At 63.9% G+C, this 24120-nt stretch carries 22 protein-coding genes; 6 read left to right on the top strand and 16 right to left on the bottom strand.

Going from position 1 to position 24120, the window contains the following annotated elements; translation table 11 throughout:
- Positions 1-11 precede the first annotated feature (11 nt).
- Entirely contained in the window at positions 12-1484 is a 1473-nt protein-coding gene (locus LB556_RS28330) for an MATE family efflux transporter (RefSeq protein ID WP_224570874.1), read from the top strand.
- Positions 1485-1500: 16 nt separating this feature from the next.
- Here LB556_RS28330 and LB556_RS28325 read toward each other — a convergent pair whose 3' ends face one another.
- Positions 1501-2709 (bottom strand): MFS transporter, encoded by a 1209-nt coding sequence (locus LB556_RS28325; protein WP_224570873.1) that lies wholly within the window; start codon positions 2707-2709, stop codon positions 1501-1503.
- Between the two features lie 265 nt (positions 2710-2974).
- Here LB556_RS28325 and LB556_RS28320 point away from each other — a divergent pair, with 265 nt between their 5' ends.
- Positions 2975-3550, top strand: a complete 576-nt coding sequence (locus LB556_RS28320; RefSeq protein WP_224570872.1) for a TMEM175 family protein — start codon at positions 2975-2977, stop codon at positions 3548-3550.
- Between the two features lie 45 nt (positions 3551-3595).
- On the opposite strand, the gene LB556_RS28315 is transcribed toward LB556_RS28320, so the two are convergent.
- Positions 3596-3877, bottom strand: coding sequence for a hypothetical protein (locus LB556_RS28315; protein WP_023792142.1), 282 nt, complete (start codon positions 3875-3877; stop codon positions 3596-3598).
- 133 nt (positions 3878-4010) lie between these two features.
- On the opposite strand from LB556_RS28315, the gene LB556_RS28310 reads away from it, so the two are divergent.
- On the top strand, positions 4011-4877 hold the full coding sequence (locus LB556_RS28310; protein WP_224570871.1) for an SDR family NAD(P)-dependent oxidoreductase: 867 nt from the start codon (positions 4011-4013) through the stop codon (positions 4875-4877).
- A 9-nt stretch (positions 4878-4886) separates the two neighbouring features.
- On the opposite strand, the gene LB556_RS28305 is transcribed toward LB556_RS28310, so the two are convergent.
- The 3 genes from LB556_RS28305 to LB556_RS28295 form a co-directional block, all read right to left on the bottom strand.
- On the bottom strand, positions 4887-5312 hold the full coding sequence (locus LB556_RS28305) for a low affinity iron permease family protein (protein WP_224570870.1): 426 nt from the start codon (positions 5310-5312) through the stop codon (positions 4887-4889).
- A 312-nt stretch (positions 5313-5624) separates the two neighbouring features.
- Positions 5625-6266, bottom strand: coding sequence for a DapH/DapD/GlmU-related protein (locus LB556_RS28300; RefSeq protein ID WP_224570869.1), 642 nt, complete (start codon positions 6264-6266; stop codon positions 5625-5627).
- An 85-nt stretch (positions 6267-6351) separates the two neighbouring features.
- Positions 6352-6801, bottom strand: coding sequence for a CreA family protein (locus LB556_RS28295; RefSeq protein WP_224570892.1), 450 nt, complete (start codon positions 6799-6801; stop codon positions 6352-6354).
- A 282-nt stretch (positions 6802-7083) separates the two neighbouring features.
- Here LB556_RS28295 and LB556_RS28290 point away from each other — a divergent pair, with 282 nt between their 5' ends.
- The 3 genes from LB556_RS28290 to LB556_RS28280 all read left to right on the top strand — a co-directional run bounded on the left by LB556_RS28290 (position 7084) and on the right by LB556_RS28280 (position 10589).
- Entirely contained in the window at positions 7084-7662 is a 579-nt protein-coding gene (locus LB556_RS28290) for an SCO family protein (RefSeq protein WP_224570868.1), read from the top strand.
- An 11-nt stretch (positions 7663-7673) separates the two neighbouring features.
- Positions 7674-8546, top strand: coding sequence for a 50S ribosomal protein L11 methyltransferase (locus tag LB556_RS28285; RefSeq protein ID WP_224570867.1), 873 nt, complete (start codon positions 7674-7676; stop codon positions 8544-8546).
- Positions 8547-8744: 198 nt separating this feature from the next.
- The gene (locus tag LB556_RS28280) at positions 8745-10589 is read left to right on the top strand and encodes an aminopeptidase P family protein (protein WP_224570866.1); all 1845 of its coding nucleotides are present in this window, start codon (positions 8745-8747) and stop codon (positions 10587-10589) included.
- Between the two features lie 158 nt (positions 10590-10747).
- On the opposite strand, the gene LB556_RS28275 is transcribed toward LB556_RS28280, so the two are convergent.
- The 11 genes from LB556_RS28275 to LB556_RS28225 form a co-directional block, all read right to left on the bottom strand.
- Complete coding sequence (locus LB556_RS28275) at positions 10748-11044, bottom strand: AzlD family protein (protein ID WP_224570865.1); 297 nt, start codon at positions 11042-11044, stop codon at positions 10748-10750.
- Positions 11044-11769 carry an AzlC family ABC transporter permease gene (locus LB556_RS28270; RefSeq protein ID WP_224570864.1) on the bottom strand — a complete coding sequence of 242 codons (726 nt, stop codon included), beginning with the start codon at positions 11767-11769 and terminating at the stop codon, positions 11044-11046. Before LB556_RS28270 ends, LB556_RS28275 begins: the two co-directional genes overlap by 1 nt.
- Before the next feature lie 170 nt (positions 11770-11939).
- The gene (locus LB556_RS28265) at positions 11940-12635 is read right to left on the bottom strand and encodes a DUF2461 domain-containing protein (RefSeq protein ID WP_224570863.1); all 696 of its coding nucleotides are present in this window, start codon (positions 12633-12635) and stop codon (positions 11940-11942) included.
- On the bottom strand, positions 12632-14836 hold the full coding sequence (ligA, locus tag LB556_RS28260; protein ID WP_224570862.1) for an NAD-dependent DNA ligase LigA: 2205 nt from the start codon (positions 14834-14836) through the stop codon (positions 12632-12634). The genes LB556_RS28265 and ligA overlap by 4 nt, the downstream gene beginning before the upstream one ends.
- A gap of 112 nt (positions 14837-14948) precedes the next feature.
- Positions 14949-16622 (bottom strand): DNA repair protein RecN, encoded by a 1674-nt coding sequence (recN, locus tag LB556_RS28255; RefSeq protein ID WP_224570861.1) that lies wholly within the window; start codon positions 16620-16622, stop codon positions 14949-14951.
- 184 nt (positions 16623-16806) lie between these two features.
- Positions 16807-17676, bottom strand: coding sequence for an outer membrane protein assembly factor BamD (locus tag LB556_RS28250; RefSeq protein WP_224570860.1), 870 nt, complete (start codon positions 17674-17676; stop codon positions 16807-16809).
- Between the two features lie 262 nt (positions 17677-17938).
- On the bottom strand, positions 17939-18889 hold the full coding sequence (gene lpxC, locus LB556_RS28245; protein WP_224570859.1) for a UDP-3-O-acyl-N-acetylglucosamine deacetylase: 951 nt from the start codon (positions 18887-18889) through the stop codon (positions 17939-17941).
- Between the two features lie 278 nt (positions 18890-19167).
- A complete protein-coding gene (ftsZ, locus tag LB556_RS28240; protein ID WP_224570858.1) occupies positions 19168-20853 on the bottom strand; it encodes a cell division protein FtsZ in 1686 nt (561 codons plus the stop codon).
- A gap of 66 nt (positions 20854-20919) precedes the next feature.
- Positions 20920-22224, bottom strand: coding sequence for a cell division protein FtsA (ftsA, locus tag LB556_RS28235; protein WP_224570857.1), 1305 nt, complete (start codon positions 22222-22224; stop codon positions 20920-20922).
- Positions 22221-23162: a cell division protein FtsQ/DivIB gene (locus tag LB556_RS28230; protein WP_224570856.1), complete on the bottom strand. Its 942-nt coding sequence runs from the start codon at positions 23160-23162 to the stop codon at positions 22221-22223. Before LB556_RS28230 ends, ftsA begins: the two co-directional genes overlap by 4 nt.
- Positions 23150-24076 carry a D-alanine--D-alanine ligase gene (locus tag LB556_RS28225; RefSeq protein WP_224570855.1) on the bottom strand — a complete coding sequence of 309 codons (927 nt, stop codon included), beginning with the start codon at positions 24074-24076 and terminating at the stop codon, positions 23150-23152. The genes LB556_RS28230 and LB556_RS28225 overlap by 13 nt, the downstream gene beginning before the upstream one ends.
- Positions 24077-24120 lie beyond the last annotated feature (44 nt).

Raw genomic sequence — 24120 nt, 5'->3', positions numbered from 1 at the left:
AGGCCTTGGCAATGGACGAAAAATTACCCGCGCGTCGGCGCACCGGCGACCTGACCAGTGGCCCGATCCCACGCACGCTGCTGCTCTTCGCCTTGCCGGTGCTCGGCTCCAACGTGCTGCAATCGCTGAACGGTTCGGTCAATGCCGTCTGGGTCGGCCGCTTTCTCGGCGAATCGGCGCTGACCGCAACCTCCAACGCCAATCTCGTCCTGTTCCTGATCCTCGGCACCGTGTTCGGCATCGGCATGGCGGCCACCATCCTGGTGGCGCAGTCGATCGGCGCCCGCGACCTGCCCGAGGCGCGCCGCATCGTCGGCACCAGCGCCACCTTCTTTTTCCTGGTTTCGGTGGTGTTCGCGGTCTGCGGCTGGATCTGGGTCGACGCCATCCTCGGCACGCTCGGCACACCGGCCGACGCCTTGCCGCTCGCACGCTCCTACCTGCGCATCATCTTCGTGGCCGTGCCGATGATGAACCTTCTGTCTTTCGTCATGACCGTGCTGCGTGGCGCCGGCGATTCACGCACGCCCTTCATCTTCATGGCGCTCGCGGTCGTGCTCGACATCGTGCTCAATCCCTTGCTCATCCGCGGCATCGGCCCGTTTCCCGAACTCGGCATCGCCGGCTCCGCCACCTCGACGCTGATCGGCCAGACCGTAAGCGTCATTGCCATTCTCGTCGTGCTCTATGCGCGCAAGCATCCGCTACGGCTGGCAGGCGCCAATCTTGCTCTGTTGCGCCCGGATCCGGCATTGCTGCGCATCGTCGTCTTCAAGGGCGTTCCGATGGGCCTGCAGATGATCGTCATCTCGGCGGCTGCACTGACGGTTATGGGCATCGTCAATTCCTACGGTTCGCGGGTCGCGGCCGCCTACGGCATCGCCGCGCAGCTCTGGACCTACATCCAGATGCCGGCGCTCGCCATCGGCGCCGCGGTTTCTTCCATGGCGGCTCAGAATGTCGGCGCCGGCCGCTGGGACCGGATCGGCCGCGTCGCCGCATCCGGCGTCGGCTTCAACCTCATCCTGACCGGCGCCCTCGTCGCATTGCTGTGGTTCTTCGACCGCTCGATCCTGAGCCTGTTCCTGAGCAACGACAGCGCCGCGATCGACATCGCCGCCCACATCAACAGTGTCGCGTCCTGGTCGTTCATCCTGTTCGGCATCACCATCGTGCTGTTCGCCACGGTGCGCGCCACGGGCGCCGTCATGCCGCCGCTGATCATCCTGGTGATCTCCGTGCTCGTCGTGCGCACCGGCTTTGCCTATTTCATGCGCGGCGTGATCGGCGAAGAGGCGCTGTGGTGGAGCTTCCCGGCTGGTTCGATCACTTCCCTGCTTCTGGCCGCGGCCTACTACCGCTTCGGCGGCTGGCGCACCTTGCACATGATCGAGAGCAGGCCGGCTGCCGGCGAGCCGCCCGATACCGGCCTTGGCGTGCCGCGCCAGCGCGCGAACATGACACCTGAAACGCCGGACGTCTGAGGCCGGACCCCGCGTCTTACCGGCTGTGCTTCAACCCGAAGCCCAGCGCCACCAGCGCAAACACGACGATGACGCCGGCGAAGGCAAGGCTTGCGGCGACGGCACCGGCATAGGTAGAGACGATGCCGATGCCGATGACAGGCAAGGCGTTGCCGACAAAGCAGCAGATGAAGAAGCTGGAGACGACTTTCGCCCGGCGATCCTTCGGCGCGATCTCGTTTACCACCTGTAGGCCGCCCCGGTAGCCAAGCGCCGCCACGACGCCGCAGCAGGCGGTGGCCACGATCATCAGCGCCATGGAGGCCAATATCTGTGCCGCGACCACCAGCAGGACGCTCGGGATCATCAAGCCTAGCGCAGCCAGCATGGCCCTGTTGCTCTGCACGTGCATCAGCGCCACGATGCTGGCCGCCGCGACGATGGCCAGTTCGAAAAACAGCGCACCGGCAACAGCGTGGTTGGTCTCATGAAGCTGCTGCGCCAGGATGCTTGGCGCCACTGCCGCATAGAAGCCGACCAACGCCATGGCGCCGAAGCCGGTAACCGCCGGCGCAACAAAGCGCGTGCGGATTTCCTGCGGCACGGAGAATTGCGGCCGTATGGAAATGCGCCTGAGACCGCCTGGCTTCGCCACGGTTTCGCGCGTGCGCCAGACCAGGATCGTCACCAATGCGAGCGCCAAGAGATAGGTTACGAAGACGAGGCGCAAAGGCCAGGGCTCATATTGAGCCAACAGTCCCGAGACAAGAGCGCCAAAGCCGAGGCCGAGGAAATTGGTGCTGGTAGCAATCACGCTGGCGCGCGACTTGTCGGCACGGGAGAGAAGTTCAGCAATCCACGCGGTCCCGGTCCCCGCGCCAATACCGATGCCGAGCCCGCTCAGGATGCGCGCTATGTCCAGCGAAAGAACGTTCTCGGAGAACAGGAAGACAATCGCGCTGCCGATGGCAACGATCATGGCCGCGAGGGCGGCTGGCCGGCGCCCCACAACATCCGACACGCCGCCGAACAGCAGCAAGGCTCCAAGGTTGCCCACGACATAGACTGCGTAGATCAAAGTCAGCGTGATCTGTGAAAAGCCGAATTGCTGCTTGTAGACGATATAGAGCGGCGTAAGCACCGTGCTGCCGGCAAACAGCACGGCGATCATCGCGGCGACGGCCGGTATGGCAAGCCCGTCTGGACGTGTTGCCTCTTGCTTATGCGCCAAATTGCTAAGGCCCATGGCCGACCTCGTTCCGGTTTGGGGGATCGAAGCCCTAACGCGCTTTCATCCGCGGCGTTCCGGCCGCTTGGCAGGCTCCTGACACCAAAGGGCGGAAGCCTGGAGAGGAAATCCCGAACCGAAAAGAACCGACCTGGCCCATTGCCATCGGCCTGGCGCGAAAGTTTTCCCCGGCATAGTTGAGGATTTGTCGCATGCCGTTTATGGCAAGATCGGCTGACAATTCGCTGTCTTTCGACAATTTCTTTTAGGCAGGGCGGTGATCATGGGCAAAGGCAGGGTCGAGGCATTCACCGATGGCGTGGTGGCGATCATCATCACCATCATGGTGCTGGACCTGAAGGTGCCGGAGGGCGAGGATTTTTCGGCGCTGCTGCCGCAGTGGCCGGTCTTCCTCTGCTACGTGCTTTCGTTCGTCAATGTCGGCATCTACTGGAACAATCTGCACAATATGTTCCACACCGTGCAGCGCGTCGATGGGCGCGTACTATGGGCGAACCTGCATCTGTTGTTCTGGTTGTCCTTGATGCCGGTGACGACCGCCTTCATGGGCGAGAACCATTTCGCCACGGTCCCTGTCGCGGTCTACGGATTCGACCTTGCAATGTGTGCGACCGCCTACAGCATCCTCGTCATGGCGCTGCATCGGCTGCATGGACCGGATACCGCTTTCGCCAAGGCAATCGGCGGCGACCGCAAGGGAAGGCTTTCGCTCGCCGTCTATATCGCGGCGGTTGGACTGACCTTCCTCAACCGGTGGATCGGCGTGGGACTCTATGTTGCCGTCGCCTTGGTCTGGCTGGTGCCGGACACGCGCTTTGCGCGCGTCCTGGAGAAGTAGTTTCTTGCTCGCTGTCCGTCGCAATTCCAGACGGAACCGCCTGACCTAACCGCGCATCGCCTTCAGCTTTTCCGCCACTGAAGCCGCAAGGTCGGCGTAGCGCTCTTCCAGCCGTTCCGCTGCCTTGATGATCGAGAAATCATGGCCGAATTTCTCCAGCGCCATGCGCAGTTTCTCGACGAACTCCGCTTGCTTTTCCAATGCGGAGAACAAGGTTTTCACCTGCGCTTCGCTGATATCCGGGTTGGCCAGCATCTGCGGCACCTCGCGCCCCATCTGGTCGCCGGTGGCGGTCTGCTCCTTGAGAATTGCAACCCAATCCGTCAATCGGAAATCTCCCTTTTGGCATCCCAGCATGCACAGCCGCGACCAGACCGGTCAACCCGACAGGCCGACAGAGGCTTGCACAAGCCCGTTCCGGCGCTAAGTTCGGCGCCATCGAAAAAGGAAACCGTCGCCGATGATCCCCGACACCGAGATCCAGATCGCCCTGCCGGCGCTTGGCCAAGGCAATACCGCCGTCATCACCGGCGCCGCCAGCGGCATTGGCCTCGCGGCGGCCAAACGGCTGGCGCTGATGGGCATGAAGATCGTGCTCGCCGACATTGGCGGCCCGCGCCTCGTCGATGCCACGCGAGCCGTCTCCGCCATCGCCGGAGACGACGCCGTGCTGGCCGTTGCATCGGATGTGTCGAAGGCCGACGAGGTGGATCGTCTCGCCGAACGGGCATTCGGCGCCTTTGGCGGGGTCTCGTTGCTCATGAACAATGCCGGCGTCGGCGACAACCCTGGAAAGCCCTGGGAAAACCGCGACGGCTGGAAACGGCTGCTCGACATCAATTTCTGGGGCATCGTGCATGGCGTCGAAGCCTTCGCGCCACGCATGCTGGCGTCGGCCAGGACGGGCCTGATCGTCAACACCGGCTCCAAGCAAGGCATCACCACACCGCCTGGCAACCTCGCCTACAATGTTTCCAAGGCTGGCGTGAAGACCTTTACCGAGGGCTTGGCGCATGCGCTGCGCAACGAGCCCGGCGCCCGCCTGTCGGCCCATCTGCTCATCCCCGGCTTCACCTATACCGGCTTGACCGAAGGCGCGACGGAAAAGCCGGCGGGAGCGTGGACCGATGAGCAGGTGATTGATTTCATGCTGGAATCGCTGGTCAGGGGCGACTTCTACATTCTGTGCCCCGACAACGAGGCGGCGCGGCCGCTGGACGAGAAGCGCATAGCGTGGGCGGCCGGAGACATCATCGAAAACCGCCCCGCTTTGTCACGCTGGCATCCAAACTACAAGGATGCGTTCGCGGCCTTCATGAAAGATTGAGTTCGAGTCTTAGGCCGCGCGCTTTTTCGGGGTTCGTTTTTGCGTCACGGCCTTCTTTGCGGCCATGGCGGCGATCTTCTCATCGTGCCGGCGCGCCGCCCGCTCGCACTTGTCGCGGATTTCCTCGACCTCGGATTCAGTCAGATGCTCGATGCCGATAAAGTGGTTGTGGCCCTTGCTGACCCGAATCAGTTCATCGAGCTTGGCCTGAATCGCCGCGCCGTCGCGGTTCTGGGTGTTCTGGATCAGGAACACCATCAGGAAGGTGATGATCGTGGTTCCAGTGTTGATCACCAGTTGCCAGGTGTCCGAGAAACCAAACAACGGCCCGCTGACCGCCCAGACGACGACGATCAGACAGCAGCCGGCGAAGGTCAGCGGCAGGCCGGCTATATGGGCGACCCAATTGGCCACCTTGGTGAAAGTTCTTTCCATGTCTCAAGCGCCCTTTATGTCTGCCGCCATCAGAAACAAGCGGCAGCCGTTCGGGTTCCCACCGGGAAACGAATACAACCGGCACAATTGAATACACGCGGAGCGCGCATCCGGTGCAAAACGCACCTTATCGCTTTTGTGCCATTCTAACCGTGCAGGCAGAGAGCCTGTTCCTTCCGCTTCACAGCGGTTTACCTCCAGCCCCTTCCGCCGCGCCACCCCCGCATGGCGGAAGGGGTTTCATTCCGGAGAGCGCGGGCATGATTTCCTGCGCAGCGGTGACGGCGAGCCCCACACCGTTCTCCGGGAAGCTTAAACGGCGTCGTTTTCCCAGCGATCGAGGAAGGCCTCTATCGGCAGCGCCTGCATGTCGGGAACTGCCCTGGCGAGTTTCTCCACCGGCCAGTCCCACCAGGCGAGAGCCTCGATCCGAGCGGCGACGGCCTGGGGGAAGCGCGGCCTGAGCGGCGCCGCCGGCACGCCGGCGACGATGGTGTAGGACGGTACGTTCCGCGTCACCACCGCATTGGCGCCGATAACCGCGCCATTGCCGATGGCGATGCCGGGCAAGATGACCGCGCCGTGGCCGATCCAGACATCATGGCCGATGGTCACGGCCTTCGACCGCCGCCGCTCGCGGAATGCGGCATCGACGCCCAGCCAGCGGAAATATTCGTTCGGCCGGTAGCTGACCTTGTGCTGTGTCAGCCGCTCGATCGGATGCTCCAGCGCATTGATGCGGCTGTTGGCGGCGATGGAGCAAAATTTTCCGATCGTCGTATAGATCGCCTCGGCATGGCGTTCGAAATAGGAGAAATCGCCGACAACGACCTCGCGCAGCACGACACGTTCGCCGATCGCGGCGTATCGGCCAAGCCTGCAGCCCTTCATCTCCGCGGTTGGATGGATGCGCGGCTCAGGGTCTTTCGCAACGAGATCTTCGGAACGGTCCATGCCGGCGGCTTTACGTCAGAGCGATTGGTCCCGCAAGCCGGGGCCGATCATCCATCAGAGCGGCACCGGGAAGAGTTCAGCCAGCCTATTTCGGCTTGCTGTTGCTCCACACCACGCTCTGGCCGTAGAGCGGCACCGTCGTAACCGACATCTTGGCCGAGCCGTTCTGCACCTGGCGCGAGTGCGACAGATAGATCAGCGTCTCGTTCTTCTTGTCATAGATGCGGTTCACCACCTGCTTCTTCCAGATCAGGCTGAGGCCTTGCTTGAACACCTCCTCGCCGGACTCGCTCATGTCGATGTCGCCGATGGTGATTGGGCCTGTCTGGCGGCACGAGATCGAGGAATCGCTGGGATCCTCGAACCAGTTACCCTTGTGCAGGCGGTCGATGATGCTGCGGTCGAAATAGGCGACATGGCAGGTCACCCCATCGACCTTGGGATCCTTGATCGCATCGATCATGATGTCGTTGCCGACCCAGTCGACACCGACCTTGCCGACTTCCTCGGCGACGGCGCTACCGGCGCCAAACATGACGCAGGCGGCAAACGCGCCGCAGATCAGTTTACGCCCAGCCCGTTTTCGCCCAATCCGGTCGAGCCCAATCAATTCGAGCAAAGAAGCCTCCTCGGTCCGAGTTGCCGGTTTCAGGTGGGGCGGACTGTGCGGCTTTGCAAGCGGATGCGTCAACATCGCAGCGGTTGCGGCAACGCGGCACTTTGCCTGCGCGGGGCCGAACCGCTAAGACTGTGGCCGAACAAGGGGGCGCACGGATTTGGTCGGAGCGCGCCATGACGCTACAGACGGATATTTCTTATGATGCGTTCTATCCTGGTCGGCATTCTCATCCTGATGGTGGCCGGCATCGGCTGGCTGACCTTCGACTGGTATCGCGGCCACTATGGCGGCGAGCCGTTCGGCGCTCCGTTCACCCTGGTCGACCAGAAAGGCGCACCGATCACCGAGGCCGCTTTCCGGGGCCAGCCCAGCGTCGTCTTCTTCGGTTTCACCCATTGCCCGGAGGTCTGCCCGACAACGCTGTTCGAACTCGCCGGGTGGCTGAAGACGCTCGGTGACGACGGCAAGAACCTGCATGCCTATTTCGTCTCGGTCGATCCGGAGCGTGACACGCCGCAGGTCATGAATGCCTATGTCAGCAATTTCTCCGATCGCATCACGGGCATATCAGGCGATCCGGACAAGGTCCATGCCATGGCCAAGGCGTTCGGTATCTACTGGAAAAAGGTCGACACCGGCGACGGTGATTACACCATGGACCACACCGCCTCGGTGCTGCTGCTCGATGCCAAGGGCGACTTCGCGGGCACGATCGCCTACGGCGAGAATGCCAGCACCGCGGTGGAGAAGCTGAAGCGCCTTGCCGCGAAGGGCTGACAGAAATTCGCATGACCCAGACCCGACTCCATTTCACCACCGGAAAGATCGAGGCGGAACGCATTTTCGCGGCGCTCGGAACGGCCTTCGAGGATGAAGGCCTGCCGGTTGCCGTGCTGGAGATCGATGAAGACGCCGACATCCACGAGGTTTCGCTCTACGCCGAAGGCGACGTCGACGCGGTCGAAGCGCGGTTGACGGGTATTCTCGCCGGTCTCGCTCTGTCGAGGCCGGTCGAGCGCGAAGCGCTGCCCGACATCGACTGGGTGGCACGTTCCCTGGAAGGCCTGAAGCCGGTGCGCGCCGGCCGGTTTTTCGTCCATGGCGCGCATGACAGCCGGAAACGCCACAACGGCGAACTCGCCATCGAAATCGAGGCGGGCCTTGCCTTCGGCACTGGCCATCACGGCACCACTGCCGGCTGCCTCGAAATGCTGGAGACAGTCGTGCGGCGCGAGCACCCGCGCAACGCGCTTGACCTCGGCACCGGCAGCGCCGTGCTGGCGATCGCCGTCGCCAAGCTGGCGCATATTCCGGTGCTGGCCACCGACATCGATCCGGTGGCCGTCAGGGTCGCCGCCGCCAATGCGAGGCTCAACCACGTCAAGGCGCTCATCGAGACGGTGACCGCGCCGGGCTTTCACCACCCGATCTTTGCCAGGCGCGCGCCCTTCGACCTCATCGTGGCCAACATATTGGCGCGGCCGCTGATGCGGCTGGCACCGCAAATGGCGCGGCACATTGCGCTTGGCGGCTCGATCGTGCTGTCGGGCATCCTCGATCGCCAGCGCGACGCGGTGATCTCGGCTTATGTCGGCCAGAACTTCCGCCATGTGCGCACCTTGCACCGTGAGGGCTGGGTGACGATCCACCTCAAGCATTGAGGCCGACAGTGCCATTGCCGGTCCTCGATGCGGGTCGGCAATGCGGTATCGCCAAGAGAATGCCGGCGACGCTCCCACGGCTGGACCAGCTTCATTTGGTTGTCACCCGGGCGACACTGTAGCAGTTTGCGCCGGCTGGAAATCGATTCCGCTTTCCCTGTCCATGGATTACGGTCGCGAAGACCAAGGAGGCCCACAATGTTCCAGACCTTCGATTCAGCGGGCGACCCGGCGGTCGGCAAGCCGCGCGTGGCACTGCTGCGCCAGTGGCTGGGCGCGAATGGTCTCGATGGCTTCATCGTTCCGCGCGCCGACGAGCATCAGGGCGAATATGTGGCCGACCGCTCGGCACGGCTGAAATGGCTGACCGGCTTCAGCGGTTCGGCCGGTGTCGCCATCGTGCTGCGCGACCGCGCCTTCGTCTTTGTCGACGGGCGCTACACGCTGCAGGTGCGCAATGAGGTCGACCTCGACGTCTTTTCGATTGAAAGCCTGGTCGACAACCCGCCCGCCGTCTGGCTCCGCGAGAATATCGGCAAGGGCGCGCGGCTGGGCTTCGATCCCTGGCTGCACACGATCGGCGAGGTCAAGGCGCTGCAGGCCTCCGCCGACAAGACCGGCGCGGTGCTTGTGCCGCTCGACCGGAACCCGATCGACATCATCTGGAAGGATCAGCCCGCCGCACCCGTGACTCCGGTCGAGCTTCACCCGATCGGCTTTGCCGGCGAACTCGCCAAGGACAAGCTGGCTCGGCTGGCGGTGGTGATCGGCAAGGACGGCGCCACGCACGCGGTGCTGACCGACCCATCCTCCATTGCCTGGGCCTTCAATATCCGTGGCGGCGACGTGCCGCATACGCCGCTGGCGCTCGGCTTCGCCATCCTCGCCGCCGACGGATCGCACCAGCTGTTCATGGACAAGCGCAAATTCTCGCGCCAGGTCGCGGCTTATCTCACGCAGCTCGCCGATCTGCATGAGCCCGCCGAATTCGAAGCCGCGATCGCGGCCCTTGCCAAGGGCGGCGCCAGGATCGCGCTCGATCCGGTGCTCGCGGCCGACCGGCTGCGCATGCTGATCGAGGACAATGGCGGCACGGTGATTGCCGCACCCGACCCTGCCCGCATCCCGCGCGCCACCAAAAACCAGGCCGAGATCAACGGCTCGCGCGCCGCGCATCGCCGCGACGGCGCGGCGGTGGCGAAGCTCCTGTGCTGGCTGGAGCGCCAGAAACCCGGCTCCCTCGACGAGATCGCGGTCGTCACCAGGCTGGAAGAGACCCGTCGGCAGACCGGCGAGGAAACCCAGATGCCGCTGCGGGACATCTCCTTCGACACCATTTCCGGCGCCGGCCCGAACGGCGCGATCATGCATTACCGCGTCTCGCGCGCCACCAGCCGCAAGCTTGCGGACGGCGAACTGTTCCTGCTCGACTCCGGCGCGCAATATCAGGACGGCACGACAGACATCACCCGCACCGTGCCGATCGGCCAGCCGACGCAGGAAATGCGCGAGCGCTTCACCTTGGTGCTGAAAGGCATGATCGGCATTTCGACGCTGCGCTTTCCCGCCGGCACGCGGGGCTCGGAAATCGACGCCGTCGCCCGCATGGCGCTGTGGAAGCATGGCTGCGACTTCGCCCATGGCACCGGCCATGGCGTCGGCTCGTATCTGGCCGTGCATGAGGGCCCACAGCGCATCGCACGCACCGGCACCGAAAAGCTGCTCGAAGGCATGATGCTGTCCAACGAGCCCGGCTATTACAAGGAAGGCGCCTACGGCATCCGCATCGAGAACCTCATCCTGGTGACGCCGGCCGAACAGATCCAGGGCGGCGACATCGCCATGCATGGCTTCGAGACGCTGACGCTCGCCCCGATCGACGTCAGGCTGGTGCGCAGCGATCTGCTGACGCGTGACGAATTGCACTGGCTCGACGCCTACCACGCCCGCGTGCTGGCGGAAATCGGCCCGATGCTCGACGGCGAAACGCTGGCCTGGCTGGAAAAGGCGACCGCGCCGCTGCCGCACGACGCGAAGATTTGATTTTCCGAAGCGCTGAGGGCGTGTCGAGATTCAGGTCAGGACGAGCCGAAAACGGGGGGTTCCGAGAACCGGAGCGGAGCGTACTTTTTCGTACGTGAGCACCGGAAGCGCAGGAAGCCGCCGTTTGCAGGCCGTCATCACCTGAATATCGATACGCCCTATCCGACAAACTGCCGCGCGAGGATCAACACCGCCGCGCCCGCCAGAAACATCGCCATCAGCCCGCCGCGCAGCGAAACGGCGGCGGTAACCACCAGCGCGGCCCATTCCGCCGGTCCGGCATGCAGCAGCTCCGGTGCCACCAGTGTCGTCAGCACCGCTGCCGGCACGGCATTGAGGCCGGCCTCGACACGCGGATGGATGTTGTCGAAGCGGGAGATGACCAGATGGCCGCCGATGCGCGTGAGATAGGTGGCGATCGCGCCGGCGATGATGATCCAGAATGTGGTGCTCATCACCTTGTCTCCACGCCGCTATGATGTGGCGGCAGGATGACGGCAAGCAGCACGCCGGCGACGGCGCCGATCGAGACATGCCAGGGCGAGCCGACCGTCTTGTAGGCGATGATCGACGCGCACGCACTGGCAACGACGACCGGCAGCCACAGCGGACGCTTGCGGAAGCCCATCACGAGGCCGAGGAAATAGATCGGCAGCAGGAAATCGATGCCCAGCGCATGCGCGTTGGGGATGAGCTTGCCGAACAGCGCGCCGAGCGCGCTTTCGACGATCCAGAACACATAGACCGGCAGGCCGAGCCCCAGATACCAGGCGAAGCCGACGGTCTGCCCGGATTGCGCCCGCGCTTCGGCCACGGCGTATTGCGGATCGGTGAGGATGAAATAGCCGAGGGCTTGGCTGAGGACAGGCCAGTGCGCGATGCGCCGGCCGATGCCGGCGGAATAGAGCACATGGCGGAAGTTGACGGCGAAGATCGACAGCACGATCAGCCAAGGCGCGACATGCTGGCCGAACAGCTGGATGCCGACCATCTGGCTGGCACCGCCGAACACCAATGCGCTCATCAGGAAGGCTTCGAAGACCGTGAAGCCCTGGTCCACGGCAAGCGCCCCGAACAGCACCGCGAACGGCGCCGACGCCACCACGACCGGCATGGAGAGCCGCACACCCTGCCAGAAATCGCTTTTGCCGCCGCTCTCTGAAATCACGTCCGTCGCCATCGGCCACTCCTGGTGCATGTTGCCCAAAAGTGCGTAGCGGTTTTGGGACAACGACACGCACGACAACATAGGGAGTGGCGGTATTTAGGTGGCGTGGCTTGCCGTGTCACACGAATTCGCTTGAGCCAAACGATCAGCGGAAATGATCGTCGTCGCGCTTGCGTGGAATCTCAGTCCTTCGCTGTCTTGCCTTCGATCGCCCTGCCCCAGTCGAGCAGCGGCTTGGCGCGCAGGGTGAAATCGACGAGTTCCTCGACCAGTTCCGGCCCGTGGATACCAGCCGGATCGATGACGTGGCGAACGGCGAAATGCCGGCTGCGGATGGCAGCGACAAGATCTTTGTCCACGACGTGTTCGAAGCCGCGCGGCGTGCGTTTCATGCCGCCTTCGGCATCAAGTTCGAGGCCATTCTTGTTCAACACCTTCACCATGGCGCGAAACCTCTCGGGCCATGTCTCGATGGCCCGGCGCATCGACAACAGCAGTGCCGGCTCCGGCTGCCACCAGGCGACCCCGGCAAAGCAACCCTCCAGCCCGATATGGACATAGAAGACGCCCTGCACCGCCTTGCTGCCGTCCGGCGACAGGATCGCGGAGAGATGCCGGTTGTACGGCCGCTTGTCCTTGGCGAAGCGTACGTCGCGATTGATGCGGAACAGCGACTTCCTGCGATCGCCACGCAGGCCGAGGCCGGCTTGCGCAAAACGCAGCGTGAGGGTGTCGACGAGATCGCCCAGCGGGTCGCGCAATTCCTTCTCGAACAGGTCGCGGTTCTCCAGGAACCACTCCCGGCTCTGGTGGAAATCGAGCGCCTTCAGGAACGGAATGGCCTTGGGGCCGAATCCTTTGAACGCTTCGCCAGTCACGACTTGCCGACCCGTTGCAGCCAGGTGTCCTCGTCGATGACTTCGACGCCGAGTTCGCCGGCAAGCTTGAGCTTGGAGCCCGCCCCCGGTCCCGCCACGACCAGATCGGTCTTGGCCGAAACCGAGCCGGCCACCTTGGCGCCGAGCCGTTCGGCCATCGCCTTGGCTTCGGAACGGGTCATCTTTTCCAGCGAGCCGGTAAAGACGATCGTCTTGCCGGCGACTTCGCTGTCGGACGAGACGGTGACGATATAAGGCTTCGGCTTGATCTGTTGGAGCAGATTCTCGAGCACGTCGTCGTTGCGCTCATTGCCGAAGAAATCGCGAAGCGCACCGATGACCGTGTCGCCAATGCCGTTGATCGATGGGAAGACGGCATGCGGATCCTCCGCCGCCGCGGTCTCCTTGCCGACGCGGATCAACTCCTCGATCGTGGAGAATGTCCGCGCCAGCACGGCCGCCGTGGTTTCGCCGATATGGCGGATGCCAAGCGCGAAAATGAAGCGGTCGAGCTCCGGCTCGCGGCGCGATTCGATGGCGGCAAACAGCTTGTCGAGCCCTTCATAGTTGCGGTCCTCGACGCTGCGCACATTCTTGCGGGTCTTGCCGGACGCCGCCTCGCGCTGCCTGGCCTGCTCCTCGCGCCGCTCGGCCAGCGCCCTGGTCACGGCGGGGCGGCGCTCCCTGAGCGTGAAGATGTCAGCGGCTGTCTTGATCAACCCGGCATTGAAGAAGATATCGATGTTCTCAGCGCCCAGGCCTTCGATATCCAGGGCGCCGCGCGACACGAAGTGGCGCAGCCCTTCCACGGCCTGCGCCGGGCAGATCAGCTCGCCGGTGCAACGGCGACGCGAATCCTCCTTGCCGGTCTTCTCGTTGATCTCGCGCGTCGCCGGCGAACCACAGATCGGACAGGTGTGCGGAAATTCGTAAGGCACCGCGTCGGACGGGCGCTTGTCGATGACGACGCTGACGATCTGTGGGATGACATCCCCTGCCCGCTGGATCACGACCGTGTCGCCGACGCGCACGTCGATACCGTCACGGATCGGCTGGCCGGTGCTGTCCAGGCCCTTGATGTAGTCTTCGTTGTGCAGGGTAACGTTTTCCACCACGACGCCACCGACCGTCACCGGCGCAAGCCGCGCGACCGGGGCCAGCGTGCCCGTTCGGCCGACCTGGATGTCGATCTTCTGCACGGTCGTCATCGCCTGCTCGGCCGGGAATTTGTGCGCGACCGCCCAGCGCGGCTCCCCGGTGACGAAACCCCAGCGGCGCTGCAGTTCCAGCTGGTCGACCTTGTAGACGACGCCGTCTATGTCATAGCCCAGCGAGGACCGCCGCTCCTCGATCAAGTGGTAGTGCGCGACCAGTTCCTCGACCGACTTCGCCCGCACCATCAGCGGGCTGACCTTGAACCCCCAGTCGGCGAATTTCTGGACCGAATCGTATTGCGTCGGGGCTGGATCTTCCGTGGTGTAGCCCCAGGCATAGGCGAAGAATTTGAGATTGCGGCTGGCGGTGACGGAGGGATCCTTCTGGCGCAGCGACCCGGCCGCCGTGTTGCGCGGATTGACGTAGTCCTGGCCTCCGACGGCTGCCGAGCGCGCCTTCAGCGCCTCGAATTCCGCGTAGGTCATATAGACCTCGCCACGAATCTCGATGGTTTCGGGCCAGCCCGAACCCTTCAACCGCGCTGGAATGTCGGCGATTGTCCTCAAATTGGCGGTGATGTCCTCGCCCACAGTGCCGTCGCCGCGCGTCGCGCCTTGCACGAACACACCCTTTTCGTAACGCAGCGAAGCCGACAGGCCATCGATCTTCGGCTCGGCGGTGAAGGCGATGTCGAGGTCCTTGTCGCGGTCGAAGAAGCGCCGGCCGCGCTCGATGAAATCGGCGACGTCTGCGTCGGTATAGGCCTTGGCGAGGCTGAGCATGGGCACGGCATGGCGCACCTTGGCGAAGCCCTCCGCCGGCGGCGCGCCGACCCTTCGCGAGGGAGAATCCTCACGCACCAACCCGGGAAAGCGCTCCTCGATGGCAAGGTTGCGCCGCCGCAGCGCATCGTACTCCGCGTCCGTGATAACAGGCGCATCCTCGGTATGATAGCGCCGGTCGTGCTCGGCGATCTCCGCCGCAAGGCGCTTCAGCTCGGCTTCCGCCTCGCTTTCATCAAGCGAATCGACTGGTTTTTCCGACATGGGAAGCTTCCTTGGACAATGGCGCGCCACATTAAATCAGCATTTCGGGAAAATCATTCCTGAACAGCAGGATGGAGCCATATCCTGACTCGGTCCAGACGCCGGTTATTTCTCATGCCGCGTTGGTGTTCTCCCGCAGCAGCCGCTCGGCGGCGGCACGCGCCTCGTCGGTGATCGTGGCGCCGGCCAGCATGCGGGCGATCTCCTCCTGCCGCGCCGTCCTGTCCATCTCGGCAATTCCGGTCGCGACGCGGTCGGTGCTGCCTGATTTGGAGATCAGGAAATGTGTTGCCGCGCGCGCTGCCACTTGCGGCGCGTGGGTGACGGAGAGCACCTGGACGCGCTTCGACAGCCGCGCCAGCCGCTGGCCGATGGCGTCCGCGACCGCGCCGCCCACGCCGGTGTCGATTTCGTCGAACACCAGTGTCGGCGCGGAGCCGCGATCGGCAAGCGCCACTTTCAGCGCCAGCAGGAAGCGTGACAGCTCCCCGCCGGACGCGACTTTCATCATAGGCCCGGCCCGCGTGCCCGGATTGGTGCGCACCCAGAACTCGATCTGGTCGATGCCCTCTTCCATGCGGCTCTCAGCCTCGCTCTTCATCTCGACGATGAAGGCAGCGCGCTCGAGCTTCAGCGCCGGCAATTCGGCCATCACCGCCTTGGTCAGGCCGACCGCCGCGGCATGGCGAAGCGAGGACAGCTGTGCGGCGGCGATATCGTAGGTTTCGCGCGAGGCGGCCGCCTGCGTTTCCAGTCCGTGCAAGCGCTCCTCGCCGGCATCGAGGTCCGCGAGGTCGGCAACCATCGTGTCGCGCAGCTGCGCCAGGTCGTCGACGGCGACGCTGTGCTTGCGCGACGCCGCGCGCAGTGCAAACAGACGCTCTTCCGCTTTCTCCAGCCGCTGCGGGTCATATTCCGTGGCGCGCAGCGCTGCCTCGACCCCCGATTGCGCCGCGTCGAGCGACAACATCGCTTCATCCAGCGACTTGACCACGTCCTCGAGCAGTCCGGGCGCCTCCGTCGCTTTGCGCTGCAGTCGCCTCAGCAAGCTTGCCAGTTGCGGCAAGGGCGAGGACGGGCCCGACAACACATCCTGCGCGTCGTTAATTTCGGAAGCGATCTTCTCGGCGCGCATCATGTGAGCGCGCAGTTCGGCAAGTTCGGTTTCCTCGCCGGGCTGCGGATCGAGCCTGGTCAGTTCGGCAACCGCGGCGCGTAGATAGTCTGCCTCGCGCGCTGCGGCCGCCACCTTGGCGCGATGGCGCGTCAGCTCCTGCTCGCAGGCGCGCCAGTGCCGCCACGCCTCGCCGGTCGAGCGGACGGCGCCGAAATGGCCGCCGAAAGCATCGAGCACATCGCGGTGCGCGCCGGGATCGACCAGGGCGCGTTCATCATGCTGGCCGTGAATCTCGACCAGCGCGCGGCCGACATCGCGCATCAGCGTCACGCTGGACGGCTGGTCGTTGACGAAAACGCGGGTACGGCCGTCCGCCGTCTGCACGCGGCGCAGGATGACGTCGCCATCATCCTCGATAGCGTTTTCGGCCAGCAGCGCGCGCACCGGATGGTTTCGCGGAACATCGAACACGGCAATGACCTGGCCCTGGGGTGCGCCATGGCGCACCAGCGAGGCATCGCCGCGCGCGCCGAGCGCCAGCGACAGGGCATCGAGCAGGATGGATTTACCCGCGCCGGTTTCGCCGGTCAGCACGGAAAGACCCGGCTGGAAGTCGATGTCCAGCTTTTCGATCAGGACGATATCTCGGATCGACAGTCTGGAAAGCATCAGAACCCGGACCTATTGCATGCCGCCCAAAAGTGGACCCCGGTTTCGGGATACGGCAGGCACGAAACAAAAAGATTTAAGGCGGCACCCGACAGTTGGAGTCGCAGCGCCGCACTATCTTTTTGTTTGAGCTTCGGATCAATCCGAAAAGCGCTTACGCGTGCTTCGCCCGGGCGCTCCGCGGTCAGGCGCCGGTGATCAGCTTCCCGGCCTTGGATATCCACGATCCGGCATTTTCGCGCGGCGCCAGCCCGTTGCTCTGCAGCAGCTTGTAGGAATCCTTGTACCACGAGCTGTCGGGATAGTTGGTACCGAGCACGGCGGCGGCCGTCTGGGCCTCCGAGGTCAAGCCCAACGCGTAGTAGCTTTCGGTGAGGCGGGCGAGCGCTTCCTCGACATGGCGGGTATTGGAATAGCTTTCGACAACGGTGCGGAAGCGCTTGACGGCGGCGATGTACTCGCGGCGCTCGAGATAGTAGCGCCCGATCTGCATTTCCTTGCCGGCGAGCTGGTCGTTGGCGAAGCGGATCTTTTCCTTGGCGTCGTCGACATATTCCGACGTCGGCCAGCGCGTCACCAGCTCCTGCATCGTCTGCAGGGTCTGGCGTGCTTCCTTCTGGTCCTGCGTCACGTCCTTGATCTGGCGATAGTAGCTGAGACCGATGATGTACTGGGCGTAGGGCGCGTCATCCGTCGACGGATAGAGGGCCAGATACCGCTTTGCCGACTGAATCGCGTCGTCGTAGCTGCCCTTCCGATAGTCGGCGAACGCGCCCATGACCATCGATTTGCGAGCCCATTCCGAATAGGGGTGCTGGCGGTCGACGGCGTCAAACTTCTTGCTCGCCTCGTCCAGGCGTCCCGCATTCATGTTGGCGAGGCCCTGATTGTAGAGGACGTCGGCCGGCTCGGTCTGGTCGACATAGGTCGACAGGTCGATGTCTTTCTCTGACGACATGCAGGCCGACAGAAAGAGCGATGGAACAACCACCGAAAGCGCCAGGAAAACAGACCGCTGCGGCGCCTTCGATTGACCGACTCGCTTGAAGAACATGATTGGGTTGCGCCCTTTCGGCGTTATTTTAATGCCTCTTGCATGCTGTTGTCCCAAAACTGGTCCCCACTTTTGAGCGACATGCAATAATCGACGGCAGCAGCCATAAACCATAACCGCCTTGCCCGGCAACGCTATGTCCAGCCAATCGCACATTTTTGTGGCGGCGGATTGCGGCGTAAAAATCCATGCGATTTCGCTGATGGATGATGCATTCATGCAACACCCGAACCGCCATGGAATCCGAAAAAGACTAAGAAAATCAGATCATCCAGGGCGCATAGAGCGGCGCATTGACGGCATTCATTTCCGCCGCACGACCACGCTCGCGGCGGGTCGTCTCGACGATCTCGAAGGCCGTGCGGTCCGACAGCAGGCGCCGCAGCGCGGCGGCGTTCAGCCTGTGGCCGCCACGATAGGAACGGAAACAGCCGATGAAGCGCGTGCCGGCCAGCGCCAGGTCGCCCATGGCGTCGAGCGTCTTGTGGCGCACGAATTCGTTGGGGTAGCGCAGTCCGCCCACGTTGATGACGCGGTTGTCGTCACCGATCACCAGGGAATTTTCCAGCGAGGATCCCAGCGCATAGCCGGCGGCCCACAGCCGTTCGACGTCCTTCATGAAGCCGAAGGTGCGGGCCCGCGCGATGTCGCGGCGGAAAATATTGGCATTGATGTCCGATGCGAAGAGCTGACGGCCGATCGCCGGGCTTTCGAAATCGATCTCGACTTCGAAGCGGGTGCCGTCATAAGGCCTGAACTCGGCCCAGGAGGCGCCGTTCTCGATGCGGACCGGCTTGACCACCCTTATGTAGCGGCGCTTGACGGCCAGCGTCTCGATGCCGGCCTGGTCGATGGCTTCCACGAACGCCATGGCGCTGCCGTCGAGGATCGGGACCTCGTGGCCGTCGATCTCGATGATGACATTGTCGATGCCGAGCCCGAACAGGGCGGCCATGATGTGCTCGACCGTGGCGATGTGCTCGCCCGAGGGATCGCCAAGCATGGTGCAAAGGTCGGTGGCGCCGATTTCAGAAAACAGGGCGCGGAACTCACGGCCCTCACCGTCGCCATTGAGGAGCTGGAAAACGATGCCGGTGTCGGCATCCGCGGGCAGGAAACTGATGGAAACTTCTTTGCCGCTGTGAACGCCGGTGCCCGTAAGCGACGCGCGCGTCTTCACTGTCGTCTGGTGGTCGTGCAAGACAATCCCCATAGCCCGAAATGCCGAGGTCCGCTTCTCCAGCCCGAGGGCGCGGCTCTTGTTAAATCGGCAGGCAGGGCCACTTCCCCGAAATCCCGGCAGACCGACTGTGGTAGGCAGCGAAGATAATGTCCCGGCAGGGAGACTCCAAATCACGGTTTCTTACCCATTGTAACCGCGAACCGGGGCGCAAACGACCTCATAACCGATTGATCATACAGCGTTTTAAACGTTAACAGGCAAGCAATTTCTTGCCTGCCTGTTAACAATTGTTACGGTCCGTTAACCGCTCAGTTGGCCTGGCGGCGCAGGAACGCCGGAATCTCCAGCTGATCGTCGTCCTGAGTCGTCCTCACCTGCGGCGTCAGGCGGCCCTGGTCGTCCAACTGGCCGCGCCGCGGCGCGTAGAGCTGGGCATCCTGGCTGGCGAGGCGTCGCACTTCCGGTGCGGCCTGGCGCAGTTTGGGTTCCCGCGGCTGCGCCGGCTGCAGCCGTGCGGGCTCCTCTTCGCGACGGGTCAGGCCATTGGTCAGGCGCTTCAGGAGCCCCATCGGCCCGCTGTTCTCGTGGTCGGACGGACGGCTCTTGGCATCCACCTCCGCCTTCACGACCGGCGGAAAGTCCTCGACGCGCGGCATGCGCTGCGGCGCCATCGCCACCGGCTGGTGAACCTCACGCAGCATCTCGCGCGGCTGCGGGGCCGGGTGCATCATCTGCTGGACGACAGGCTGAGGCATCGGCTGCGGCTGAGCGGGCGGCGCCTGGAAGATCTTGCTCTGCGGGCGGAAATCGTCCGCATGGGCGACCGGTGCCGGGCGAGCCTGCGCCATGGCGGCGGCGTTCGCTTCAGCCAACTGGATGGCTTCAGCAACCGGATCGGCGGCGCGCGGCTCATACACCGTCTGCTGGACCGGCGCCGGGCGGCTCTCCACCGCGGCGACGGCCGGACGGGCGGTCGGCTTCGGCGGCGCCGCACGGATCGAGATCGGCGCGGCGGCGATTTCAGCCGCCGATTTGTCGATGCCGGTGGCAACCACCGAGACGCGGATGACGCCTTCGAGCTCCTCGTCGAAAGTGGCGCCCAGGATGATGTTGGCGTCCTGGTCGACTTCCTCGCGGATGCGGGTTGCGGCTTCGTCGACTTCGAACAGGGTGAGATCGCGGCCGCCGGTGATCGAGATCAGCAGCCCCTTGGCACCCTTCATCGAGGTCTCGTCGAGCAGCGGGTTGGCAATCGCGGCTTCCGCTGCCGCCATCGCGCGGCCCTCGCCCGAAGCCTCGCCGGTGCCCATCATCGCCTTGCCCATCTCGCGCATCACCGAACGCACGTCGGCGAAGTCGAGGTTGATCAGGCCTTCCTTGACCATCAGGTCGGTGATGCAGGCGACACCGGAGTAAAGCACCTGGTCGGCCATGGCGAAGGCATCGGCGAAGGTGGTCTTGTCATTGGCCAGCCGAAACAGGTTCTGGTTGGGAATGACGATCAGCGTATCGACGCATTTCTGCAGTTCCTCGATGCCCATGTCGGCCGTCTTCATGCGGCGCTGGCCTTCGAAGTGGAACGGCTTGGTGACGACGCCGACGGTGAGGATGCCCTTCTCACGGGCTGCGCGGGCAACAACCGGAGCAGCACCCGTGCCGGTGCCGCCGCCCATGCCGGCGGTAACGAAGCACATATGGGTGTTGGTGAGATGGTCGATGATCTCGTCGATGCACTCTTCCGCCGCGGCGCGGCCGACTTCCGGCTGCGAGCCGGCGCCAAGCCCCTCGGTGACATGCGCGCCGAGCTGAATCAGCCTGTCGGCCTTCGACATGGTCAGCGCCTGCGCGTCGGTGTTGGCGACAACGAACTCGACACCGCGCAGACCGGCGGTGATCATGTTGTTGACGGCATTGCCGCCGCCGCCGCCGACACCGAATACGGTGATGCGCGGCTTAAGCTCGGTGATGTCCGGCTTCTGCAGATTGATCGTCATTGTCTCCGTCCTTTGCCTTTCACGCCGCTTCGCCGCCGCGGCCGCCTATGGGGCTGTCCCCGTCAATTAGAAACTGTCTCTCAACCACTGACTCATGCGATGCAGTTTTCCGCCCGTTCCGGTCATCCTGAGACCGGAAATGCCTTTCGCCGGATGGCTCTCGAAGCTCGCCATCTGCGGATAGATCAGAAGCCCGACCGCGGCCGAGAATGCCGGGCCTTTCGCCGCTTCCGGCAGGCCCGCCACGCCGAGCGGACGGCCGATGCGCACATTGCGCCCCAGGATGCGGCGCGCCGCTTCCGGCAGGCCGGCCAGCTGGCTGGCGCCGCCGGTGAGCACGACGCGCTTGCCGACCGCATTGCCGTAGCCGGACTTGTTGAGCCGGTCGCGCAGGAGTTCGAGCGTCTCGTCGATGCGGGCGCGCACGATGCGCGTCATCACCGAACGCGGTATCTGCAGCGGCACGTCGCCATCGTCGCCGATCGGCTGGATCGAGACCAGGTCGCGATCGTCGGCGCTGCCCGGCAGTGCGGAACCGTGCATCACCTTCAGCCGCTCGGCGGCGTCGAGCGAGGTCGAAAGCCCCTTGGCCATGTCGAGCGTCACATGGTTGCCGCCGATAGCGATGGCGTCGCCATGAACGAACTTGCCTTCCGAAAACACCGAGATCGTCGTCGTGCCGCCGCCCATGTCGATGCAGGCGGCCCCCATTTCCAGTTCGTCATCGACCAGGGCGGCCAGCCCACTGGCATAAGGCGTTGCCACCATGCGCTCGACCGACAAATGCGAACGGTTGATGGAGAGCTCCAGGTTGCGCATCGGCGCCGCGTCACCGGTCAGCACATGCATGTCGACGCCAAGCGCATCGCCCACCATGCCGCGCGGATCGCGCACGCCGCGCTCGGCGTCAAGCGAGAAGCCAACGGGCAGCGAATGGATCACCTCGCGCTCGGCCTTGAGCGCCTGCTTGGCGCCGGCGCCGAGCACGCGCTTGATGTCGGCCTCGTCGGCCTCGTGCCCGCCAAGATTGATCGTGGCCGAGAAGCTTTCGCTCTTCAGCCGGCCGGCGGTCATGTTGACGATCAGCGAATCGACCGTCAGCCCGGCCATGCGCTCGGCGGCGTCGACGGAGAGGCGGATGGCGTGCTCGGCGCGGTCGAGATCGACGACGACCCCCGACTTCACGCCTTGCGATTTCTGATGGCCGATGCCGATCACCCGTATCCGATGCGAGCGGCCGCGCAAAAGCTTGCCGTCATCGTTCGGCTTCAGCTTCGCCACCATGCAGCAGACTTTGTTCGAGCCCACATCCAGCACCGTCAGGGTGCCGGACCGGCGCGAGGCATCGCCAGAACCGCCAAGCCAGCTCATATCTTCGTCTCCGGCTTGCGCTTGAAAGTCTTCGGCTTCTCGTCGAGCGCCGCCTCGCGCTGGGTCGCGGCCTCGGGTGTCAATTCCACGACCAGCCGGTCTGACAGGCGCATGTCGACAGCGGTGATATCGCGCGACAACAGGCCCTTGTCGTGGTCCATCCTGACGAGTTCGGCGAGCGCCTTGTCCTCGCCATCCTCGGGCAGCTTGACGGTGATGCCGTTGTCCAGCTTCAGGTCCCAGCGCCGCTCACCGACGCGGACATAGCCTTTGATGCGGCTGGCGAGGTCGGGATATTGTTCGATCTTGGCCAGGAAAGCAGGCGCCTTGGCGGGCGCGCCGGTGCCGATCAACAGCGGCAGCAGCACCTGCTTGCCGCCCGAAAACGGCGCGATGACGGCGCCATCCTTCTCGATGACCGAGAGATCGTTGCCCTGCTGCCAGAGCGCGAAGGCCTCCCGCTCCTCGACGCGCACTTCCAGCGTGTGCGGATAGACCTTGCGCACCGCGGCAACCTGGACCCACGGCAAGGTCGCGATGCGTTCCCGCGCGGCCTCAGCATCGAAACCGATCAGCGACGTCCAGCCATCGAGCTCGAGCCTGTCGAGAATGTCGATCTCCGAAGTCTGCCGGTTGCCGACCACCTTGACCTGATCGACGGCGAAGCCGGTGCGGGCGGTGATGCTCTGAATGATGCCGTCGGCATGACCGCCAAGATAAGCGCCATAGGCCCCGCTCGAGGCCAGCAGCACCGACGACATGATCGCGGCGGAGAACCTCGGCGCCTGGAATTCACCATTGCCAAGGCGCGCCAGGATGCGCACCGGGCGGCGAAGCGCGCGCGGCAGAACGAAATGGTCCAACGACAATGGCAGGCCGAACAGCGACGGCCCGGCCGCGCCCCTCACCTTGCCCTGTCCCCATTTCAACGCAGACACGAAGCGTCCTCCACCATCCAACTCAACAGTTCACCAAACGTATGCCCGGCATGGGCGGCAATTTCAGGCACCAGAGACGTCGGCGTCATGCCCGGCTGAGTGTTGACCTCGAGCCATACAACCTCGCCATTTTCGGAGTGACGATCGTCATAACGGAAGTCCGACCGGGAGACGCCCCGACAGCCGACAGCTTGGTGAGCCTTGAGCGCCAGTGTCTGTATTTTTTGGTAAATATTCGGTGAAACTTTTGCGGGGCATTCGTGTTTTGATCCGCCCGCGACATATTTTGAATCATAATCGTAGAAGGAGTGACCCGTCGGGATGATCTCGCAGACGCCAAGCGCCACGTCGCCCATGACGGCGCAAGTCAGCTCGCGTCCATGGATGTAGCGCTCGACCATGACGGTATCGCCATACTTCCACTCGGACGACCCGATGACCTGCGGTGGGTGCGACTGCCCCTCCGACACGATGACGACGCCGAAGCTCGACCCCTCGCTGACCGGCTTGACCACATAGGGCGGCTTCATCGGATGCTTGTTCTGGATGGAGAAACGATTGGCGACCTTCGATTCGGCGACCGGAACGCCGACCGATTTGACGATCTTCTTCGCCTGCTCCTTGTTCATGGCGAGCGCCGAGGCGAGCACCCCGGAATGAGTGTAGGCAATGCCGAGATATTCAAGGATGCCCTGGATGGTGCCGTCCTCGCCGAAAGGCCCGTGCAGCGCATTGAAGGCCACATCGGGCTTGAGTTCGGCAAGCACCGATCCGACATCGCGCCCGACATCGACGCGGGTGACCCAGTAGCCTTCCTGTTCAAGCGCATCGGCACAGGCCTTTCCGGAAGACAGGGACACGGGCCGCTCGGACGAGAAACCTCCCAGCAATACGGCCACATGCTTGCTCTTCATTCCCCGTCATCCCCTCTCATGGCGGACCAAAAATCCAAGATTTC

It is taken from the genome of Mesorhizobium sp. ES1-4 (assembly GCF_020164745.1).
Taxonomy (GTDB): domain Bacteria; phylum Pseudomonadota; class Alphaproteobacteria; order Rhizobiales; family Rhizobiaceae; genus Mesorhizobium.
This window is presented reverse-complemented; position numbering and strand designations above follow the sequence as displayed.

Coding starts and splice junctions, on each gene's coding strand:
- LB556_RS28330 (WP_224570874.1), top strand. CDS start 12: ATGGACGAAAAATTACCCGCGCGTCGGCGCACCGGCGACCTGACCAGT.
- LB556_RS28325 (WP_224570873.1), bottom strand. CDS start 2,709: ATGGGCCTTAGCAATTTGGCGCATAAGCAAGAGGCAACACGTCCAGAC.
- LB556_RS28320 (WP_224570872.1), top strand. CDS start 2,975: ATGGGCAAAGGCAGGGTCGAGGCATTCACCGATGGCGTGGTGGCGATC.
- LB556_RS28310 (WP_224570871.1), top strand. CDS start 4,011: ATGATCCCCGACACCGAGATCCAGATCGCCCTGCCGGCGCTTGGCCAA.
- LB556_RS28305 (WP_224570870.1), bottom strand. CDS start 5,312: ATGGAAAGAACTTTCACCAAGGTGGCCAATTGGGTCGCCCATATAGCC.
- LB556_RS28300 (WP_224570869.1), bottom strand. CDS start 6,266: ATGGACCGTTCCGAAGATCTCGTTGCGAAAGACCCTGAGCCGCGCATC.
- LB556_RS28295 (WP_224570892.1), bottom strand. CDS start 6,801: ATGTTTGGCGCCGGTAGCGCCGTCGCCGAGGAAGTCGGCAAGGTCGGT.
- LB556_RS28290 (WP_224570868.1), top strand. CDS start 7,084: ATGATGCGTTCTATCCTGGTCGGCATTCTCATCCTGATGGTGGCCGGC.
- LB556_RS28285 (WP_224570867.1), top strand. CDS start 7,674: ATGACCCAGACCCGACTCCATTTCACCACCGGAAAGATCGAGGCGGAA.
- LB556_RS28280 (WP_224570866.1), top strand. CDS start 8,745: ATGTTCCAGACCTTCGATTCAGCGGGCGACCCGGCGGTCGGCAAGCCG.
- LB556_RS28275 (WP_224570865.1), bottom strand. CDS start 11,044: ATGAGCACCACATTCTGGATCATCATCGCCGGCGCGATCGCCACCTAT.
- LB556_RS28270 (WP_224570864.1), bottom strand. CDS start 11,769: ATGGCGACGGACGTGATTTCAGAGAGCGGCGGCAAAAGCGATTTCTGG.
- ligA (WP_224570862.1), bottom strand. CDS start 14,836: ATGTCGGAAAAACCAGTCGATTCGCTTGATGAAAGCGAGGCGGAAGCC.
- recN (WP_224570861.1), bottom strand. CDS start 16,622: ATGCTTTCCAGACTGTCGATCCGAGATATCGTCCTGATCGAAAAGCTG.
- LB556_RS28250 (WP_224570860.1), bottom strand. CDS start 17,676: ATGTTCTTCAAGCGAGTCGGTCAATCGAAGGCGCCGCAGCGGTCTGTT.
- lpxC (WP_224570859.1), bottom strand. CDS start 18,889: ATGGGGATTGTCTTGCACGACCACCAGACGACAGTGAAGACGCGCGCG.
- ftsZ (WP_224570858.1), bottom strand. CDS start 20,853: ATGACGATCAATCTGCAGAAGCCGGACATCACCGAGCTTAAGCCGCGC.
- ftsA (WP_224570857.1), bottom strand. CDS start 22,224: ATGAGCTGGCTTGGCGGTTCTGGCGATGCCTCGCGCCGGTCCGGCACC.
- LB556_RS28225 (WP_224570855.1), bottom strand. CDS start 24,076: ATGAAGAGCAAGCATGTGGCCGTATTGCTGGGAGGTTTCTCGTCCGAG.